The 19511-nt window shown below is 37.1% G+C and carries 17 protein-coding genes; 11 read left to right on the forward strand and 6 right to left on the reverse strand.

The window, feature by feature from the left end; all coding sequences use genetic code 11:
• Window positions 1–88 precede the first annotated feature (88 nt).
• From EKM60_RS09555 to EKM60_RS09585, 7 genes are all read left to right on the forward strand, one after another.
• Window positions 89–880: an ABC transporter ATP-binding protein gene (locus EKM60_RS09555; RefSeq protein WP_125714877.1), complete on the forward strand. Its 792-nt coding sequence runs from the start codon at window positions 89–91 to the stop codon at window positions 878–880.
• Window positions 877–1875 carry a FecCD family ABC transporter permease gene (locus tag EKM60_RS09560; RefSeq protein WP_125714879.1) on the forward strand — a complete coding sequence of 333 codons (999 nt, stop codon included), beginning with the start codon at window positions 877–879 and terminating at the stop codon, window positions 1873–1875. The genes EKM60_RS09555 and EKM60_RS09560 overlap by 4 nt, the downstream gene beginning before the upstream one ends.
• Window positions 1872–2870: a FecCD family ABC transporter permease gene (locus EKM60_RS09565; RefSeq protein WP_125714881.1), complete on the forward strand. Its 999-nt coding sequence runs from the start codon at window positions 1872–1874 to the stop codon at window positions 2868–2870. The genes EKM60_RS09560 and EKM60_RS09565 overlap by 4 nt, the downstream gene beginning before the upstream one ends.
• A gap of 349 nt (window positions 2871–3219) precedes the next feature.
• Complete coding sequence (ald, locus tag EKM60_RS09570) at window positions 3220–4335, forward strand: alanine dehydrogenase (protein WP_125714883.1); 1116 nt, start codon at window positions 3220–3222, stop codon at window positions 4333–4335.
• Between the two features lie 2 nt (window positions 4336–4337).
• Window positions 4338–5780: an APC family permease gene (locus tag EKM60_RS09575; RefSeq protein ID WP_125714885.1), complete on the forward strand. Its 1443-nt coding sequence runs from the start codon at window positions 4338–4340 to the stop codon at window positions 5778–5780.
• A 168-nt stretch (window positions 5781–5948) separates the two neighbouring features.
• Window positions 5949–6377 (forward strand): MarR family winged helix-turn-helix transcriptional regulator, encoded by a 429-nt coding sequence (locus tag EKM60_RS09580; protein ID WP_125714887.1) that lies wholly within the window; start codon window positions 5949–5951, stop codon window positions 6375–6377.
• Window positions 6378–6394: 17 nt separating this feature from the next.
• Window positions 6395–7333 carry a nucleoside hydrolase gene (locus tag EKM60_RS09585; RefSeq protein WP_125714889.1) on the forward strand — a complete coding sequence of 313 codons (939 nt, stop codon included), beginning with the start codon at window positions 6395–6397 and terminating at the stop codon, window positions 7331–7333.
• Window positions 7334–7607: 274 nt separating this feature from the next.
• On the opposite strand, the gene EKM60_RS09590 is transcribed toward EKM60_RS09585, so the two are convergent.
• Together EKM60_RS09590 and EKM60_RS09595 are read right to left on the reverse strand one after the other, a co-directional pair.
• Window positions 7608–8054 carry an Rrf2 family transcriptional regulator gene (locus EKM60_RS09590; RefSeq protein ID WP_125714914.1) on the reverse strand — a complete coding sequence of 149 codons (447 nt, stop codon included), beginning with the start codon at window positions 8052–8054 and terminating at the stop codon, window positions 7608–7610.
• A 50-nt stretch (window positions 8055–8104) separates the two neighbouring features.
• Window positions 8105–8962 (reverse strand): SDR family oxidoreductase, encoded by an 858-nt coding sequence (locus EKM60_RS09595; RefSeq protein ID WP_125714891.1) that lies wholly within the window; start codon window positions 8960–8962, stop codon window positions 8105–8107.
• A 296-nt stretch (window positions 8963–9258) separates the two neighbouring features.
• Here EKM60_RS09595 and EKM60_RS09600 point away from each other — a divergent pair, with 296 nt between their 5' ends.
• From EKM60_RS09600 to EKM60_RS09610, 3 genes are all read left to right on the forward strand, one after another.
• Window positions 9259–9669 carry a hypothetical protein gene (locus EKM60_RS09600; protein WP_125714893.1) on the forward strand — a complete coding sequence of 137 codons (411 nt, stop codon included), beginning with the start codon at window positions 9259–9261 and terminating at the stop codon, window positions 9667–9669.
• 516 nt (window positions 9670–10185) lie between these two features.
• The gene (locus EKM60_RS09605; protein ID WP_125714895.1) at window positions 10186–11613 is read left to right on the forward strand and encodes a carboxylesterase family protein; all 1428 of its coding nucleotides are present in this window, start codon (window positions 10186–10188) and stop codon (window positions 11611–11613) included.
• Between the two features lie 76 nt (window positions 11614–11689).
• Window positions 11690–12850: an MFS transporter gene (locus EKM60_RS09610; RefSeq protein ID WP_125714897.1), complete on the forward strand. Its 1161-nt coding sequence runs from the start codon at window positions 11690–11692 to the stop codon at window positions 12848–12850.
• Between the two features lie 116 nt (window positions 12851–12966).
• Here the strand turns inward: EKM60_RS09610 and EKM60_RS09615 are convergent, their stop codons facing one another.
• The 4 genes from EKM60_RS09615 to EKM60_RS09630 all read right to left on the reverse strand — a co-directional run bounded on the left by EKM60_RS09615 (window position 12967) and on the right by EKM60_RS09630 (window position 18271).
• Complete coding sequence (locus EKM60_RS09615; protein ID WP_125714899.1) at window positions 12967–14301, reverse strand: NosD domain-containing protein; 1335 nt, start codon at window positions 14299–14301, stop codon at window positions 12967–12969.
• A gap of 21 nt (window positions 14302–14322) precedes the next feature.
• Window positions 14323–15690 carry an MFS transporter gene (locus EKM60_RS09620; RefSeq protein WP_125714901.1) on the reverse strand — a complete coding sequence of 456 codons (1368 nt, stop codon included), beginning with the start codon at window positions 15688–15690 and terminating at the stop codon, window positions 14323–14325.
• A 30-nt stretch (window positions 15691–15720) separates the two neighbouring features.
• Complete coding sequence (locus tag EKM60_RS09625; protein ID WP_125714903.1) at window positions 15721–17139, reverse strand: glycoside hydrolase family 32 protein; 1419 nt, start codon at window positions 17137–17139, stop codon at window positions 15721–15723.
• A 154-nt stretch (window positions 17140–17293) separates the two neighbouring features.
• A complete protein-coding gene (locus EKM60_RS09630; RefSeq protein ID WP_125714905.1) occupies window positions 17294–18271 on the reverse strand; it encodes a LacI family DNA-binding transcriptional regulator in 978 nt (325 codons plus the stop codon).
• Window positions 18272–18432: 161 nt separating this feature from the next.
• Between EKM60_RS09630 and scrK the strand changes: the two genes are divergently transcribed.
• Window positions 18433–19305 carry a fructokinase ScrK gene (gene scrK / locus EKM60_RS09635; RefSeq protein WP_125714907.1) on the forward strand — a complete coding sequence of 291 codons (873 nt, stop codon included), beginning with the start codon at window positions 18433–18435 and terminating at the stop codon, window positions 19303–19305.
• Window positions 19306–19511 lie beyond the last annotated feature (206 nt).

The following is a 19511-nucleotide window of genomic DNA, read 5'->3' on the forward strand; positions in this document are numbered from 1 at the left end:
GGTTATCAAATGTCAATGCAATGAGTTAAAATATATAACAATTAGACGTTTAATTTATTCCATACGTATGTAAAAAGGAGCGAAATCCATGGATATTATTGAGACCAAAGATGTCTGCGTCAGTTATGAGAAAAAATTAACCATTCATGACCTATCAATTAAAATCCCTAAAGGACAGATCACAACTTTGATCGGACCAAATGGTTGCGGTAAATCCACTTTGATTCGGACCATCGCCCATCTGCTCAAGCCTTCTAAAGGGACAGTTTTTTTAGATAGCCAAAATATTGCCCAAAAAAAGATCAGTGATATTGCTAAAGAAATGGCGGTACTTCCTCAAACTAACAACTTAGCCAATGATTTGACCGTTCAGGAACTCGTAACTTTTGGTCGCATTCCTTATCGTAAGAGATTTGCCTCTATGTCAAAAATGGATCACGAAAAAATTGACTGGGCCTTAGAAAAAGCTTCCTTACAAGATCTTCGAGATAGACGTCTCAGCACTCTTTCTGGTGGTCAAAGGCAACGTGCTTGGATCGCCATGGCAATTGCCCAAGATACCGACACGATCATCCTTGACGAACCGACAACTTATCTCGATTTAACTCATCAACTTGACGTAATGCTTCTTATTAAAGAGTTGAACGAAAAAGAGCATCGAACTATTATCATGGCTCTACACGATTTAAACCATGCGGCCAGATTTTCTGATCAGCTGATTGCCATCAAAAAAGGGCAATTACAAGTCAGCGGACCCGTTCAAAAAGTTATCACTCAACAAAATCTCAGAAATATCTTCGATATCGACGCCAAAATTATTGAAGACAACTCTAGACCCATGATTTTAACTTATGACCGTTGGCGAGGTGAGACAGTTTGAACCAGCGATTAAAGTTTTCCATTCATCTAATTATCAGTCTTTTACTACTTACAGTCTTAATCATTTTAAGTATCCGTTTTGGCGCCAACAAAAATGGATCTTCAACTGTATTTAATGCTATTTTTCATTTCCAAAAAAATAATATCGATCAACAAATAGTCAGAAATATTCGTATTCCTCGGGTTATCGGTGCAATCTTAATTGGTGCTGCATTAGCCGGAAGTGGTGCCTTGATGCAAAGTATCACCAAAAATCCAATGGCCGATTCAGGAATTTTAGGTATTAATTCTGGAGCTGCCTTAATGCTGACTATTAGTTTTGCTTTTTTCCCACATCTTTCTACTCAAGGAACAACTATCTTCTCAGTTTTTGGAGCGGCTTTCACATCTGTACTAGTTTTTATTATCAGCTCGTTAAAAAAATCACAAACGAGTCCTACAATTTTAGTTCTAGCTGGTATGGCAATCAGTGCCTTTTTTACTGCTATTAGCGAAGGACTGGCACTCTTGTTGCACCTCAAACAGGATTTAGCTTTTTGGCATTTTGGCGGTGTTTCAGCTGTCAGTTGGACGCAGTTAAAAAATCTTGGTCCTTGGATAGCAATTGGAATAGTTATTCTATTATTTCTAGCCCCTAGTTTGAACCTATTACATTTGAGTGATGACTCCATCAAAAGTTTAGGTCGAAATATCAATGTTATCAGGATACTAGCGCTAGTATGTGTGGTTATTCTATCTGGGATCTCGGTCTCATTAGTTGGTACTGTAGCTTTTGTTGGTTTGATCATTCCCCACATTGCTAAATTCTTAATTGGGACCGATTATCGACAGATCATCCCTTTAACATTGATCTTAGGAGCTGATTTAACTGTTTGTGCGGACCTCATTGCTCGAACGATCAATCCACCTAATGAAACACCATTTGGCTTAATAATTTCTTTAGTCGGTGTTCCATTCTTCATTTACCTAGCTAGAAAGGACGGTAATAACGCATGAGAAAAAGCTTAAAACTGTCCTACTGGCTGATAATTTTGATTGTTTTAATGATCATATTAATGATTGTCAATCTCAATACTGGTGAAATGAATGTTTCTTATAATGATATTTTTAATTTAATCATTGGTCGCGGTACCTATACTCAATCTATGGTTGTTTTTGATTTTCGTATGCCTAGGATCATGATCACTTTACTGGTAGGATTTTCGTTGGCCATCGCTGGTAGTGTTATTCAAACTACTACTCAAAATCCGATGGCTGATACCAGTTTTCTAGGTATCAATTCTGGCGCTGGTATTGCCGTAATGCTGTTTATTGCACTAGTCAAAAATCAAGACGCGCATATGTTTTTGTTACCAATATTGGCTTTAGTTGGAGCATTAGTAAGCACCTTTTTAGTTTTCCTATTCGCGTTTAAAAAAAAGGATGGGATAACTCCTAATCGCCTACTACTTACTGGTGTAGCGTTATCTGGTTGTTTTTCATCGATCATGGTCTTGTTGACCTTAAAAATGTCACCGGAAAACTATCAGTTCGTTATGAACTGGCTGACCGGAAGTATTTGGGGTACAAGTTGGGAATTCATTTTGATTGCCTTACCGTGGTTAATAATCTGTACGGTTTTAATCTTCAGTAAATTAACCATTTTAGATTCTTTTAATCTCGGTGATGACGCTGCTCAATCATTAGGCATTTCTCTAAAAAAAGAGCGGATCATTTTGATAAGTTTAGCCGTCATCTTAGCTGGTGTCAGTGTTTCTATCAGTGGTGGAATAGGTTTTATCGGTCTAATAACGCCGAACCTAGCTAGACGTGTTATTGGTTTCAAACACAGCCATCAACTGGTATTGTCAGGAATCTTGGGCAGTTTCTTATTATTAGCAGCTGACACTTTAGGGCAACTTATCAGTGCCTCATCCGAAATTCCCGTCGGTATTATAGTGGCCTTGATCGGCGCTCCATACTTCGTATATATCCTCACAAGATCTAATTAAGAGCTGTTTTCAGAAAAAATGAAAGCAATTCTTATTTTTTTGGCTCTAGATTAGGTTTCTTATATGGCAAGTTATCTGCTTATTGAAAATAGGAATTAGTTAAATCTTATCGAATCCAGTAATGACAAGGAAATTGGTATACTATTGTTTTCATAAATAAAGTTTGTGAAATTACTATCCATCAACCAACAAATATATTTATAATTACAACCCTTGTCGCCCAGTATATTCAGCCTTAAATCAAGCTGAAAACAAAGTATTATTAATTTTCATATTGTGAAATTGTCAAAATCTTGCTATATTAGAGGCGTGATATGAAAGCGATTTCAAATCTTAAGGAGGCACTAAAATGAAAATTGGTATACCTAAGGAAATTAAGAATCAAGAAGAACGTGTTGGTTCAACACCATCTGGAGTAGCAAATTTGGTTCGTGCTGGACACGAAGTAATTGTTGAAACAGGCGCAGGAATCGGTTCAGGATATTCTGACAGTGACTACACCGCAATGGGCGCTTCTATTGGAAGTGCGCAAGATGCTTGGAACTGCGAAATGGTTATCAAAGTTAAAGAACCCCTTAAATCAGAATACAAATATTTCCGCGAAGACTTAATCATCTATACATATCTACACTTAGCAGCTGACAAGGATTTAACAGAAGCACTCTTGAAAGCTAAAACAACTGGTATAGGTTATGAAACAATGGTTGGACCTCGTGGCGGACTTCCTCTACTTGTTCCAATGAGTGAAATTGCTGGACGTATGTCCGTACAAGTTGGTGCTCACTTCTTAGAAGAACCACATCAAGGAAAAGGATTACTACTTGGAGGCGTTCCTGGTGTTAGACGTGGTAACGTAACAGTTATCGGTGCTGGTACAGTTGGTTTCAACGCTGCCAAAATGGCAATCGGGCTTGGTGCAAACGTGACAATTCTAGATATCAATGCACAACGTTTAGCAGAATTAGAAAACATCTTTGACGGAAAGATTCAAACATTAATGTCAAATGAACATAATATTGCTGAATGTGTTAAAAATTCCGACTTAGTTATCGGTGCTGTCTTGATCCCTGGTGCTGTGGCTCCTACATTAGTAACCGAAGAAATGATCAAGAGTATGGAACCAGGATCTGTTATCGTTGATATTCCGATCGATCAAGGTGGAATCTTCGAAACAAGTTCAAAAGCAACAACACATGACGACCCAATCTACATCAAACACGGTGTTATCCACTATACTGTTGCTAACATTCCTGGTGCTGTTCCAAAGACAGCTACAGAGGCTCTTTCAAGTGCAACTATTCCTTATGCTATCCAAATTGCTAACAAAGGACTGGCAAGAGCTTCCGAAAATAACACCATCTTCACCGGAATCAATACTCATGCCGGTAATCTAACAGAAAAAGCAGTGGCTGAAAGTCTAGAAATACCATACAAGAAATATTCAGCTGATGCTAAACTCGTTTAACCATGGGTGATAAGATCGATCTGAAGGCACTGTTGAATGGTAAGTCAGATCGAAAAAAGACGTTGGGATTATTTGACCTTTCCATCTTAGGGATCGGTGCCATCATCGGTACTGGTATCCTTGTTCTAACTGGGATCGTAGCCGCAACTGACGCTGGACCAGGAGTTATTTACTCCTTTCTGATCGCAGCTTTAGCAAGTGGTTTGATCGGGTTATGTTATTCCGAATTAACGACTAGTATCCCCAATTCAGGTAGTGCCTATGTCTATGCCTGGGTAACTATTGGTCAAAAAATGGCCTTCTTTGCCGGTTGGACTCTGCTTGGAGTTTATATAACGACGACTGCTACGGTAGCTAATGGTTGGACAGGTTACGTTCACTCGTTCTTACGAGAATTTGGTATCGTACTCCCGGATGCTTTAATAAAATCACCATTTAATGGTGGTATCGTAAATCTACCCGCAATTATTATGATCTTACTAGTAACGCTTATTTTGACTCGTGGTACTAGCGAGAGTAAGGTTTTAAATAATATCTTAGTAATTGTCAAATTAGCTATTATTCTCTTATTTATCTTTGTTAGTTTGTCAGATGTTCAACCTAAAAACTGGTCTCCATTCTTACCTTACGGAACTACTGGTGTTTTTGCTGGTGCTTCAACTGTTTTCTTCGCCTTTTTAGGATTTGACGCTTTGGCCACCTCAGCCGAAGAAGTAAAAGACGTCCAAAAAACACTCCCACGAGCTATCATCATTTCATTATTAGTATCGACCCTACTCTATGTAATAGTAAGTTTAGTAATGACTGGAGTTATGCATTATAAGAACCTCAATGTTCCAGAAGCTATGTCATTTGTTCTGATCGAAAATGGACACGGCGTAGCTGCGCAAATTGTTTCAGGTGGTGCTATTTTAGGTATTATCGCCGTGGTTCTAGCCTTCATCTATGCTTCATCCAACATCACTATGTCCATGAGCCGTGGTGGATTTTTACCTAATAATTTAGCAACTTTAAACAAGAAAACTGGCAGTCCCAACAAAGCTTTATGGTTGATCGGACTTGTTGCTTCGATCTGTGCTGGACTATTGGATATCAAGAACTTAGCAATTTTTGCAAATGTTGGTTCATTGTGTGTCTTCTTCTTAATTTCCCTGATGGTTCTACTATTAAGAAGACAACATCCAGAATTAAAACGCCCATTTAAAGTTCCCTTTGGAAGGATCATCCCTATCCTTTCAATGCTAGTTTGTGTATTCCTATTAGCCAACCTGCCGCTCAACGCTTGGCTAAATTACTTCGGATGGTTAGTGATCGGCTTAATAATGTACTTCTTCTATTCGAAGAAACATATTAAAATTGAGCTTGAAGATACAAGTACTTCAGGTAAAGGTGGTGATGCGTCTGATATTGATAAAGACGATGACGACGACGCTTTACTGGATTAGCCCTTTCCTAGAATTTACTAGCTCTGCTGACACAAACTCGAAAAGAGTGAAAAATCCATAACATTCCCCTGTTATGGATTTTTTTTGTTGCGAAAATTTACAGATAAGGAATTGAAGATACTTCCATGCTATAATTTGTCTGTAATGCTGAAAGCTTAGGAGGAAATTATGTCGAGTAATGTGGCTCACTTAATTAAAGTCGCATCAAATGAAATATCGCGCAGCGTAAATAAATTTGCGGCTAAATATGATCTTACTGGCACACAAGTTCAGATCATCGACTTTCTCACCCATATCCCTGAGAATAAAGAAACCTTTCAAAAAGATATTGAAACAGAGTTCAATATTCGACGTTCAACAGCTACTAATATTCTAAAAAATATGGAAAAGATCGACTTAATCAAACGCGAGCCGGTCAAAAGTGATTCACGTCTTAAAAAAATCGTTATTTTGCCTAAAGCAAAAGATCTGCAAGATAAAATCGACGACTTTATGAAGGAAAACGACCAAAAGATCCTCTCAACTCTGGGAACCTTTGAACGTCGTGGCTTTCTGCATGCTCTACAAAAACTACCTGAAAAGCTAAAAAACAATTAAAGTGAGGTAATTAAGTAATGACAAAAGTAATTATGGACTGTGATCCTGGTATTGATGACGCCATTGCATTGACCGTTCTATTAGCACACCCCGAAAAGGCCGACCTAATTGGTGTAACTACAGTTGGTGGAAATGTTCAACTCGACTACGTTACAGCGAACGCCAAAAAATTACTAACATTTTTAGGTTCAGATGCTGAACTAGCTTCCGGACAAGCAACTCCACTAGTAAAAGAAATTGAAACTGCCAGTCAAGTTCATGGTAAGACTGGTATGGATGGATACGACTTCCCAGAAGACAGTAAAAATTATCAATTAACAAGTAATAACGCCGTTACATATCTATACGATCGTATTTCAAACTGCGACGAAAAAGTTAATATTGTCGCTACTGCACCACTAACTAACATTGCTTTGTTGTTAAAAGTTTTCCCAGAAGTTAAGAAAAATATCGAACACATCTACGTTATGGGTGGTTCAACCCTCCAAGGAAACATCACTTTAGCTGCTGAATTCAATGCTTACGTTGATCCAGAAGCTGCCAAAATAGTCTTTGAATCCGGTCTTCCAATTACTCTTTCAGGACTTAATTTAACCGAAAACAAAGCCTATATGACAATGAAAGAAATCGACCACATCAAAGATCTTGGACACGTTGGCGTAATGGCAAGTTCCATCATGGAATTCTACTCCGCGGCCGAATTAAGAAATGGTCACACCAAGATACCAGTTCACGATGCCTGCGCCGTTATCAGTCTGATCGCACCTGAATTATTCACCAAAAGTGAAGAATATCCAATCACAGTTTCACTAACAAACGACGAATTTCGTGGCATGACTTATCCCGACCGTCGTGTCTACGCTTCTAAAGAAAACAACATCAAAGTTCTTGAAGATGTTGATCGTGAAGCCTTCGTTAAATATATCTTTGACTCACTTCAAAGCTATGAAAAATAAGAACTAAAGTTAAGAGGAGCCATATTACACTTAATCTCACGTGTAATATGGCTCCTCTTTTTGAATAGAGTAATTATTTTAAAAAACAAATTAGTAGGAAGAACTGAAAATATTCACCAGCTATGAGAGTGGCGTTATTGCTTTAGCAATTACACCACCGGACGAGTTTGAAGACTTACCATAGGTGAGGCTTCAAACCGAAGATCGAGACCAAGGCTCGATCCGGTCCGCATAGCAGGTGAATATTCTCAGTTCTGTAGACGAAAAGACAAAGCTATCCTTCTACATTAACCTTTTTGTTTCGATGTAAATCTTCAATATTATCAATAATATCTTGAACAGTCAGCTTCGACATTTCATCTTCAGCCGCCTGTTGAACCCGTCTGTATGCCGCATCCAATGTTTCCTGAATATTAGCACCAACTGGACAATCCATATTAGTCTTAGGATCAACATGCAATAGATCATGATTAGTTTCAACTGCTCTAAAAACATCTAATAGTGTGATCATATCAGCTGATCTAGCCAATTTTGGTTTAGCAGCACCAACATGACTCTCTAACAGACCGGCATTTTTAAGATTTGCCATCAATTTACGAACCACGCTGGCATTCGCCTCAATACTTTGAGCAATATCATTACTACTGATTCTCTCATCAGAAATAATATCGATATAAGCCAAAATATGAATTGCGTCGCTCAATTTATAAGAATATTTAATGATGGTCACTTCCTCTCTAAATCGATACTCATACTATTATACTCAAAAGACTAACGATTCAAAATTTCTTTGACTGCATCTGGAAGTATTGCTAAGTTATGTCCCAATACATCAGGAAGATCAGTAGAATCAACGTTTAACTCATTGTCACGCATCATTTCTTGCATACCAACAAAAACATCGGCTGTACCTTCATCAAATCCTGCCTTGATCATACTTTGACGATATTCATCATCTGAAACACTCTTGAATTCAAAACTTTTACCGGTAACTTCTTTAACAGCTTGACCAAGTTCTGCATAGGTTACTGGTTTACCAGCAAATTCATAAATGTCTTTAGGGGTATCAAGTTCCATAACTTTAGCGGCAGCAACAGCATATTCACGTTCCAAAGCAAAACCGATCTTACCTTCTCCAGCAGCATAAACGGCGTCCTGTCCAGCAGCTCCAGCCTTAAGATAGCTCATTTCATTTTCCAAATACCAAGCATTACGCAAGAATGAATACTTTAGACCGCTCTCCTTGATCATTTTTTCTGTAGCCTTATGATCTGATGATAAAGCAGATTTAGCGTCGTCGGCCTTGGCAAAACTAGTATAAGCAATGTAACTTACGCCAGATTCTTTAGCGGCTTCGACAACATTTCTATGTTGAGTTTCACGGGAAATATCTCCACCGGGAACTGAAGAAATGAACAATAACTTGTCGATTCCCTTCAATGCTTCTACTAGAGCTTTTTTATCAGTATAGTCAGCTCGTGCAATATTGATTCCTGCTGGCAAAACCTTCTTAGCTTTATCAACATTACGAACTACAGCAGTAATGTCACTAGCACTGATTTCCTTTAATAGTTCATTAATAGCAAGTTGTCCAAAATGTCCTGTTGCAGCTGAGATTGCGTATTTCATATTTAATTACCTTCTTTTTTAAGATTATCTGTTGTTTTATTAATTACAGGTATTATCTTAACAGGGTGTTATTTTATTGTCAACAGGTAAGGATATATTTTTTAGTTTGGTGTATATTGAAAATAACTAATCTCTACAATTGGGTGTCAGCGTATGAATGGTAGAAAAGAACTTTTGATTAAGTCATCACTCAAAATATAGTGGATTCTTATCAATTCCAACTTTTAATACAACTAATATAGAAACTTTAAAAAGTGAACTGAAAGATTATCTATCCATAGCAACTTGGATCAATTTTGAATATTTCGACTTTTTCATTCTCATGCTTATTAAAAATAAGTTCCAAACATGGTGTCTCTTTTCAAATTGATGATCTCTATTCAATTTTTACTGGTGCAACTCAAGGTATGATTTTTTACCAAATTAGAAAATCACATACCAGAAAAAAAGTAGAAGTTCATGGACTCGATGACAAAACTAATCAAGTTTTTCGAAAACTATACTCAACAAGTATTATTTCTAGTTACAAGAACGAGGATCAAACTTTATCGGTCTATATCTCAGAATCAGCAATAAGACTGTTGGATTTGTATTCAAATATTTACTTACAGCGATTCATAGATGATTTAGACAATTTAGACTGGAATAACATTCATTTACCCGAAGAAACGGACATCAATAACGTTATCAAACCAGACAACGAATAATTGCCAAATCGTCAACAAAATAATCTGTTTTAAGCAATTGTTTCACATGGAACATATTGTATAGTTATCAATTTTGCAATACTAGATATAGTATTTAGCTAAAATATACCTAATCGAATTTATCTAATATGGTTTATATTTGAATTGAATAATAATCTCATATAGGATGACAATTCCACTACATTTAAAAAGCTTCACCGATCCCATTTTCCTTATATCAAACAAACCTTAACGAACAACTAGTCGTAAGGCATGAGAATATTTACCGACTATGGCAGTGGCGTTATTGCTTTAGAAATTACACCACCGGGCAAGTTTGGAGACTTACCGGTTTATGGTAAGGTTTCAAGCCGAGGTACCAGGTCAAGGCTAGGACCGTTCCGCATAGCAGGTGAATATTCTCATATCTGGAGACGGAAATTTTAACCATATTAAAATATCACTTGACTGTAACGTTACCGTACAGTTTAAACTAAAGAAACATTAAACCAAAAAATGTGAAAGAAGGATTTTTAAATGTCACATCCAAATAAAAAATTTAATAACGTTCAAGAATGGCTCGGTGTCGCTTATGGTACTGCTGACCGATTCCAAAAAGCTCAAATCGTACCATTTGAACCCAACCATGAATACAGCCAAAGCGGACCAGCATCAGTTCAACTAACCGATCCTGCCTTTTTAAATTCTGACAAAGGTGAAGATGAAGATTGCTTAAACCTTAATATCTGGGCTCCAGATAATGTTCAAGAAAAACTACCTGTTGTTGTTTACATCCACGGTGGCGGTTGGACTTATGGCGCTAATTCTCAAGATACATCAGATTTATCTGGATTAGTCGCTAGTGGTAAAGTCATTGGTGTTTCACTTAATTATCGTTTAGGACCACTCGGTTGGCTTGAGTTATCACAATATGGTGGAAAATTTAAAGATGCCAGTAATTTAGGATTGCAAGATATGGTCTTAGCATTAAAGTGGATTCACCAATATATTGAATTATTTGGTGGTGACCCTAACCAAGTTACCCTTACGGGTCATAGCGCCGGTTCATTTTCACTATTAACACTCTTAGCTGTACCTGAAGCTGACGGATTATATAACAAATTGGCAGCCTTTTCCGGCTATGCCGCACGATATATCCCAGCTTGGTGGGCTGAAGAATTAGCAGATAAAGTTTTAAAAAAACTAGATTTAACTTCACCTGAGCAGTTATTAACGGTTGATTCCAAATCACTAATTAATGCAACCAACGAATCTTTACCAACTGACGTTTTGAAACGCGGTAATATAAACACACTTTCAATTGGAATTGTTGAGGATGAATTTTTACCAAATGGTATTTTAAAAGCTAATCCTGCTGATGTTATTAAAAGTGGAGAACATAAAGATATTGACTTAATAATAACTTCAACAACCGCTGAAGCAAGCTGGTATGCAGCTAACATTCCAGATAATGTTGATCCAAAAACAATCGAGGCCGTGATTGATGAAATGGTTTATGATTGCCACATCCCACGCAAACAGGCCGAAACCATTGCTTTACATTGTGGAGCTGGTAAAGACTCACCTCTTAATGTCAGAACCCAATTCTTTACAGACTATAACTTCACTTTACCAGCTATTCGGGAAGCACATGATCATGCTCAAGCTGGTGGACGTGTTTATCAACTAAGTGTTGGTCCAGCTGAAGGTTCCCCCGCTTATCATGGTACTGATATGTATGGTATTGTCGGTCAAACCGCACCTAATGCTAGTCAAGAACAACTCGACCTCGATAAATTTATTAGTCAAACATTACTCAACTTTGCTACTGATCAGCATGAAAAATTATGGTCACCAGCTGAGCCAGACAAATTAAATATCAAAGATATTGGTCAGAGACCATATAACGGAATTGAACATGCCAAAACTGTTCTACAACTATTTAAAGGAATTGCCCGTCCATAATTGTTTTTTATAAGAAGGTGGTTATAACCGCCTTTTTTATTTGGTTCAAATAGATTTCAAAGGAGAAAAACAAGTTTTGGCAAAGAAATTTTCGTTCTTTTCAAAAGATATTATTTGCGTCATGCTAGCGACTTTTTTTTATCAATTTAGTATTCAAGCAGTTAACCCACTAATGAATGGATATGCCCGTAATTTAGGGGTAAATAGCACTTTTGCCGGTATTATTGTTGGCGTTATGAGCATCACTTCAATGTTACTAAGACCCTTTGCTGGAAATTTAACTGATCGAATTTCCAAATATCGATTAGCACCAATCGGTGGTAGTTTGTGTGCAATCAGCGATTCTGGATATCTTTTTGCTTTCAACACAACTTGGCTATTATTTTTTAGAATCATAAATGGTGCAGGTTTCGTCCTATGTACCGTTTGTCTGGCAACTTGGATGGCCTATTTGGTCCCACGCCAACATCTTGGAGCAGCGATGGGATATTACGGATTATTAAACGCTCTTGCAATGGCAATTGCTCCTGCACTAGCAATCAGTATCTATCAGCTTCTAGGATATAAATTCATCATAGCTCTAGCTGCCTTGGGTGCTGTGGCCATGGTTGTCGTAATACAATTAATCAATGATCATGCAAAACCCGCAGTTAAGTCAAAAGACCAACACTTTAAAATAATTCAGAGAGATGCATTACCAGTAGCGATAATTTTTTCATTATTGTCCATTCCCTACTTCGTTACCCAAGCCGATATTGTCATGTACGTTCAGGAACGCCATTTGAACATTACCGTAAGTTTGTTCTCTTTATGTTATTCACTAGTATTGATTGTTATTCGGATTCTATTAAAAAATTATTTTGATACCATTTCATTTGGTATTTGGTTTTCTATCTGCATAATTGCAACAATCGGTTACATCATCCTATTGACAATAATGAAAAACAACTTTGAAATGATCTTGGCAGCTGGATTAATGGCAGTTGGTTTTGGGATTATGGTTTCCGTATCCCAATCAACATCCCTCTTACTAGCTCCCTTAGAAGAACAGGGTCTTGCCAACGCGACTTATTATTTAGGAAGCGATGTTGGTATGTCAGTTGGACCCATCATTGGTGGATTCTTACCAACAATTTTTCCACTAAAATTCTTTTACCCAGTGATGTTACTAATCGTCCCTTTGACAGCAATTATCTATTTACTTAATCGTACTAAGCTTAATGCAGCAGTACAGTAGACACTATTCTAAAATGAATTATCCTGCAATATTAAAAACCTCCACTATCTAGATTTAGAATCTAATAGTAGAGGTTTTTTAATTTATAAATTTTACATAGCTAATCAAAACGAATCTTATATGGCAGGCGTTGCTCTAAAAGCGTTTTGAGACTTGTCCATAATAACTTGTTCATCCGTACCTGAATCAAGAATAGTATTCAATTTTGACTCATCTTCAACTACAACAGTCTTTACGTCCAACACCTTAGACTCCCCAGTAGTTAACAAGGCATCCACTTGAGAATTAAACGCTGAATCACCACTGCCAGAACTCGTTTCGGTTGCAACAACATTGTTATTTGAAATATAGTTATGAGCTCCTGACATTAAATGCATAATAGTTGGTACCACATTCAAAGGTTTCAAGAAATTCTTATCCATTATTTCTGAGAAATGATTCCCAATGACAGAGTTATTATTACCATTAATAGACAATAATCCATAGCTATCTTCCAGCCCATTATCATGCATTTGCATAGGGATCCATGGTTCCCGGTCATGTAAGAAATGATTCGATGAAATTAGGTTTTCCGAACTATTTTTATTTAAAATTACCATTCCAGGATAAAAGGCATGCAAAATATTGTTTGAAACTAACGATCTCGTTACGCCTTCAAACTCGATCGTACTTTTACCTCTTGGAAAAATATTATTTGCGGTGATCAATAGTTGGGCAAAATTTTGAGCGTAGATTGAATATCCTTTAAAACCTGCTCCCATCAAATTATCAGTAACTTTAGAAGCTTGGCCCCAACCACGTAATTCAATACAGTTTCCGCACTCGGCAATGAAATTGTTGTGAATCGTCAAAGCATCAGCGTGATAAATCGTAATCCCGTGTTCCAGGTATACAAAGCCCATACCTGAAATTCTAAATGAATCTTGTGCACTAGCTACATAGATCCCTGTTTTACCATTAACATAAGTATTTTCTGGATTTTGTTCTCCAGTGCCATCATCTACAAAGTGAACTCCGTCAATACAGAAGTTAGAAAACTCAACTGAACTTATTCGTGGATCTCCATCTCTAGATACAAGAAATGCCGCAGCTTTTGTTTCGTCATTTTTATCAGGATCGATATCTACAAGCACTCTACTACCACCAGGCCATAGTTCATGTAAATCAGACCACTGATCCTTTGGTACATTATATCTGATACTTGATGAAGTAAAACCGTGACCAGATCCAACGATCTTTAGAAAACTGATATCGATCACGACTTGTGTCTTCAAATGATAATCTGCTGGTGGCAAATAAATTACAGCACCAGGTTTTCCGCCTTCATTGATGTTACTGTCACTTTGTTTACTTTTAATATCAGCAATAATACTATTGATCACTTCACCGATATCTTTATAGGGATCACCAACAGACCATTTAGTTACATCATAATAATTTGTATTATTCATAATTACTCCCTCAGATAAATTTTATTGTTGAACCGCTATTTCAGCTCTAACTTTAGCTTCATTATTTTCATATTTTGCATAGAAGAACATTGGGACCGCAGCGATAATAAATAATGCTGCTGGAATCCAAACAAAGCTTATATTGATACCAAGTAATGATTGTTGAGTCTGAATATGGTTAGGAATATAACCAAAATATTCCATAACCTTTGATGGAATGAAACCACCGATACCACTTCCGGCTTTAACACAAAAGGCACTACCGATAGCTGTTAAGAAACCACTAGCTCTGATTCCGTTCTTCCATTGACCAAAGTCAACCGCATCAGCCAACATCAAGAATGGCATACCTGCTGCGACACCAGTACCGATTGATCCGATACAATATAATGCAACAACAGCAATTTGATTACTACCAACAAATTGGAACGACATATTAGCAATTGCGGCAACAAATAATGAAATAATAAATACGGTTCTCTTATTAGTCTTTTTAACGAAGAAAGGTGTCAAAATCATTCCGACAACAGCTACAGCTGACAGACCTCCAGCAATTGGGATCAAAGATTTTGAATGAATATTGTACTGAAAATAATAGATCATTCCAGAACTTCTAACGGTTGTACCGATCCAATAAAATAAGTTCGTAACTACGATCAAGATCCAAGGCCAGTTACTCTTAGTTGCTTTGACACTTTGTTTAATTGAGACTGACTTGGTACTAACGGCATTAACTTCACGTAAATTAAAGAAAGCAATTAAGAATGAAATGATTGAGAAGACACCCATAAGTAAAATAGTATATGAGAATCCTTTACGATCATTACCTTGTCCTAAAATTTGTACCAACGGTAAAACTACGGCATTAGCAACTAATAAACCGATATTTCCACCGACCATTCTAAATGAATTCAAAGCAGTTCTTTGATCAGGATCATTACTCAAATTGGGTAAGATCGAAGTCATCGGTGTACTGATACCAGTATATAAAATACCCGAAGTAACATAAGTAAGTGCAGCATATATAACCTTACTTGAGCCTGACATATTAGGAGTTGTAAATGTTAACCATGTAAAAACTGCAAATGGCACACACAACCATAGAAAGTATGGTCGGCTTTGACCCCAGCGAGTATGTGTATGATCGATCAAGAATCCCCAAATTGGAGCATCGACCATATCCAAAAGTCTAGTGATCAATAAAATAGTTCCAGCAATCCCGATTCCTAAGCCGAAAACATCTGTATAAAAATACAGTAAATAGGTACTAATACTTACAAATAAAAGGTTCCCACCAAAATCTGTAAGTGAATAACTTAGCTTCCGAAAAAGTGGAATACGTTCTTCATTCTGAACCTGTACTGGTTCTTCATAAGCTTCAGCTTTCATTGTATCTGCTCCATTCTATTGAACTAATTTTTAATATTTAACGGCATTCTTCTCTAATTGATAAATATCGTATGAAACTTTACCTTGCGACAATAGATTTAAGCTTACTTTGTCCTCAGTATAAAGTCTTTCGGTAAATGTTGCTTCACCGTCATTGACGAATAATTCTACTGAACTAGTATCGACTAACAAGTGAAACTTTAAAGTTTTTGCTGGCATGATAACTGCTTCTCTTATTCCATCTTTACCAGGACGTTTGAGAACTACGTGACTGTTATCCTTCGAATAAGTGATTTTTAGTAATTCTTCATTATCAGTTGTTAACGTGATACCTGATTTATCAGCATTGTCAAAATTGATTTCTGCTTCATAATGATTTCCGTTATAATCTAATTTCTTGAAACCATTGATTTCAAAGCTATCTGAAATTACTTCTCCTGTTCGTAACTTTTTTAATTCGGAAACAGGATTCATATATAACTTATCGTTCTTTAATGTTAATTCACGAGGAAATGTTAAGGCTCCTGCCCAACCGTCTTCTTGTTCTGGCATGACACTGCCCCACATATCCATCCAACCGATAACTAATCTGCGACCATCTGGTGCCAATGTTGTTTGAGTAGCATAAAAATCATGTCCACTATCCAATTCTTGAAAATTTGAATGATCGAATCTATTAGAATCATAACTAAAGTTTCCAGTCATATATCCAGTTTCATTTTCATTACGGAAACGAAATTCATCCTCTTCAATTCCTTCAGGCGACATCAACAATACATCTTTATCACCTAGTCTAAAGAAATCAGGACACTCCCACATAAATCCTTCAGTTTTTAGATCATTGGATTTTGTGATCGGACCTAAGTAATCCCAATCGATCAAATTTTTAGATTTATAAGTGAGAACTCGACCTAGTTCATCAACTGACGATTGGCTTCCCAAGATCATGTACCAACTACCGTTGTTATACCAAACTTTAGGATCACGGAAGTGCTGGGTATTGTCTTCAGGAGCTGAAGCAATTATTGGATTATTTTCGTATTTCTCAAAATGAATTCCATCTTCACTGATAGCTAAATTCTGATTTTGCCAAAAATGTTCAGGATCACTATCGCCTTCGTAATAATGATGACCCGTATAAATCAAATACATTTTTCCGTCTTTAATAACAGCACTACCTGAAAAACAACCATCTTTATCTTCCGTATCTCCAGGAGTTAAAGCTATCGGTAACGTTTCCCAATGTACTAGATCCTTACTACGGGCATGCCCCCAGTGCATTGGTCCCCACTCAGCTGAATATGGGTGATGTTGATAAAAAATATGATAATAGCCTTTGAAAAAAATGAATCCATTAGGATCATTGATCCAGCCTGACTTGGCTGACACATGATATCCAAGTCGGTAACGCATATTTGATAGTTCTATTGGTTTTAATTTTGTTTGCATGTCTATCTCCTATCGAAGTTTCGTTTATTTTTATATGTTAACCGGTTGTCATATTGCTTTACGAGAATTATTGTAATCGCTAACATTCTTTATGTCAACCGGTTGTCATAAAAACATAAAAAAATAATTAGAACCTAAATTCTAATTATCGTCGTTATATTGATTGGCCTTGCCAAACCTTTACCGGAATAGTCTGCTCTAGGTCTGTTTTTTTACCGTCAATTCTTTGAATCAGCGTTTTTACAGCCGCCGTAGCCATCTCTTCTACCGGTTGTTGAATAGTTGTTAGTTCTGGAAGCAACATTCTAGTCGTATTTGATCCGTCATATCCTACAATTTTCAGATCATCAGGTATTTTATAGCCCAGTTTAGTGGCTGTTTGCCAAATCAGCGCTGCATCAATGTCATTCGTGGCAAATATTCCATCAACTTCTGGATATTCAGTAAATATCTCCTGAACTGCTTTGGCTTTTTGGTCCATATCCCAGTTAAAATCGATTAAACAAGTATGAGGATCCAATCCATGATCTTTCATAACATCTTCATATGCATCACGTCTTCTATGTGCTGGTGTTTCCAAATTACGCGGACCATCAGTATTGATAATGTGCTTGGCACCACTATTTATCAGTAATTCCGTTGCCAATTTGCCCCCCATGTAGTTATCTGAAGAAATCACTGGAATGTCTTCATTCATGACTCGATCGATAGCAACAACTGGAAGATTAGCATTGTGATATTCATCGATCCCTATATTTTGAGCTCCAACGATCAACCCATCGACCTGATTAGAGATCAATTCTTTTAGATATGTCTCTTCTTTTTCAGGATCATTCATCGAATTGCCGATCAAAACTTTGAACCCAGCATCAAAGAGCCGTTTCTCTAGTTCCGCAACTAATTCGCCGAAGAATGGATTATCAACCGTTGGAAAAATAAGACCGACTAACTTGGTTTCTTTTTTGTAAAGTTGGCGTGCTACAGCATTCGGCTGATAATTTAAATAGTCTATGGCATCGTGAACTTTTTTTATTGTTTTTTCACTCAAGTATCCACGATTATTCAGCACTCGTGAAACTGTGGTTTTGGAAACTCCCGCAACCTTTGCTACATCATCTATTTTGACTACCATTCAAATTCACCTATATCCTTGATTCTGATAAATCCATTATACAGTAATCATATATTTTTTAACTCAATCTAAAATAATTGCAATTGACGACCAGTTTTCAGAATGGTATCTTAAATCATCGAAAGCGATTGCAGAAATTTTTAGTCTGGGAGGAATTTAAATTGTTAGTTGGAAGTATTGAAGCAGGTGGAACAAAATTTGTCTGTGCCGTAGGTGATGAAGACTATCGCATCAAGGATAGTATCCATTTCCCAACGACAACACCAAAAGAAACCTTACAAAAATCGATCGAGTATTTTAAACAATTTGATATTAAAGCATTAAGTATTGCCTCTTTTGGTCCCATAGAATTACGTAAAAATTCACCAAAATATGGCTATATCACCTCGACACCAAAACCAGGTTGGCAAGATACCGACTTCATTGGTGCCCTCAAAAAAGAACTCGATGTCCCAATGTTTTGGACAACAGATGTTAACGGATCAGCTTATGGCGAATACGTTATGTCGAGCCTTTCAAATGAAAAAATCAACTCACTAGTTTATTACACGATCGGTACTGGCGTTGGTGCCGGTGCAATCTTTGATGGCAAATTTGTTGGTGGTATGGGACATCCAGAAATGGGACATACCTTACTTAAACGCCATCCTGATGATCTTGATTTTAAAGGAATCTGCCCATTTCACGGTGACTGTTTAGAAGGATTGGTAGCTGGACCAACCTTTGATGCACGTTTAGGCAAACCAGGTAAAGACGTACCGATTACAGATCATACTTGGGATATTATGGCCTACTATGTAGCCCAAGCGGCGATCCAATCAACACTGATTTTGCGTCCTGAGAAAATTATCTTCGGTGGCGGAGTAGTTAGTGAACAATTTCTAGTCAAAGTACGCGAACAATTCAAAACACTCTTGAACGATTACGTTGAAGTACCAGACCTAGAAAAATATATCACAATGCCTATCGTTAAAAACAACGGCTCCGCAACACTCGGAGACTTTGCATTAGCAATTCGTGAATTACATGAATAGTTAGGTTTATTCGTTTAGGTTTTTTATTCGTCTCCAGATCTGAGAATATTCACCTGCTAATCGAGTAGGAGGTAAATTAATTACCGACCTCTCACACCACCGTACGTACGGTTCCGTATACGGCGGTTCATTAATTTAAGCATTCTTAATAGACTGGAGTTTCTTGGACATATTCATTAGTCCTAGAGACTCCAGCTTTTTATTTT

Origin of the sequence: Companilactobacillus kedongensis, from assembly GCF_003946625.1 — a bacterium.
Taxonomy (GTDB): domain Bacteria; phylum Bacillota; class Bacilli; order Lactobacillales; family Lactobacillaceae; genus Companilactobacillus; species Companilactobacillus kedongensis.

What these genes read in the sequence shown, in the direction of transcription:
- EKM60_RS09620 (WP_125714901.1), bottom strand. Translation starts at nt 15,690, where the DNA reads ATGAAAGCTGAAGCTTATGAAGAACCAGTACAGGTTCAGAATGAAGAA.
- EKM60_RS09575 (WP_125714885.1), top strand. Translation starts at nt 4,338, where the DNA reads ATGGGTGATAAGATCGATCTGAAGGCACTGTTGAATGGTAAGTCAGAT.
- EKM60_RS09595 (WP_125714891.1), bottom strand. Translation starts at nt 8,962, where the DNA reads ATGAAATACGCAATCTCAGCTGCAACAGGACATTTTGGACAACTTGCT.
- ald (WP_125714883.1), top strand. Translation starts at nt 3,220, where the DNA reads ATGAAAATTGGTATACCTAAGGAAATTAAGAATCAAGAAGAACGTGTT.
- EKM60_RS09630 (WP_125714905.1), bottom strand. Translation starts at nt 18,271, where the DNA reads ATGGTAGTCAAAATAGATGATGTAGCAAAGGTTGCGGGAGTTTCCAAA.
- EKM60_RS09605 (WP_125714895.1), top strand. Translation starts at nt 10,186, where the DNA reads ATGTCACATCCAAATAAAAAATTTAATAACGTTCAAGAATGGCTCGGT.
- EKM60_RS09580 (WP_125714887.1), top strand. Translation starts at nt 5,949, where the DNA reads ATGTCGAGTAATGTGGCTCACTTAATTAAAGTCGCATCAAATGAAATA.
- EKM60_RS09585 (WP_125714889.1), top strand. Translation starts at nt 6,395, where the DNA reads ATGACAAAAGTAATTATGGACTGTGATCCTGGTATTGATGACGCCATT.
- EKM60_RS09615 (WP_125714899.1), bottom strand. Translation starts at nt 14,301, where the DNA reads ATGAATAATACAAATTATTATGATGTAACTAAATGGTCTGTTGGTGAT.
- EKM60_RS09565 (WP_125714881.1), top strand. Translation starts at nt 1,872, where the DNA reads ATGAGAAAAAGCTTAAAACTGTCCTACTGGCTGATAATTTTGATTGTT.
- EKM60_RS09555 (WP_125714877.1), top strand. Translation starts at nt 89, where the DNA reads ATGGATATTATTGAGACCAAAGATGTCTGCGTCAGTTATGAGAAAAAA.
- EKM60_RS09625 (WP_125714903.1), bottom strand. Translation starts at nt 17,139, where the DNA reads ATGCAAACAAAATTAAAACCAATAGAACTATCAAATATGCGTTACCGA.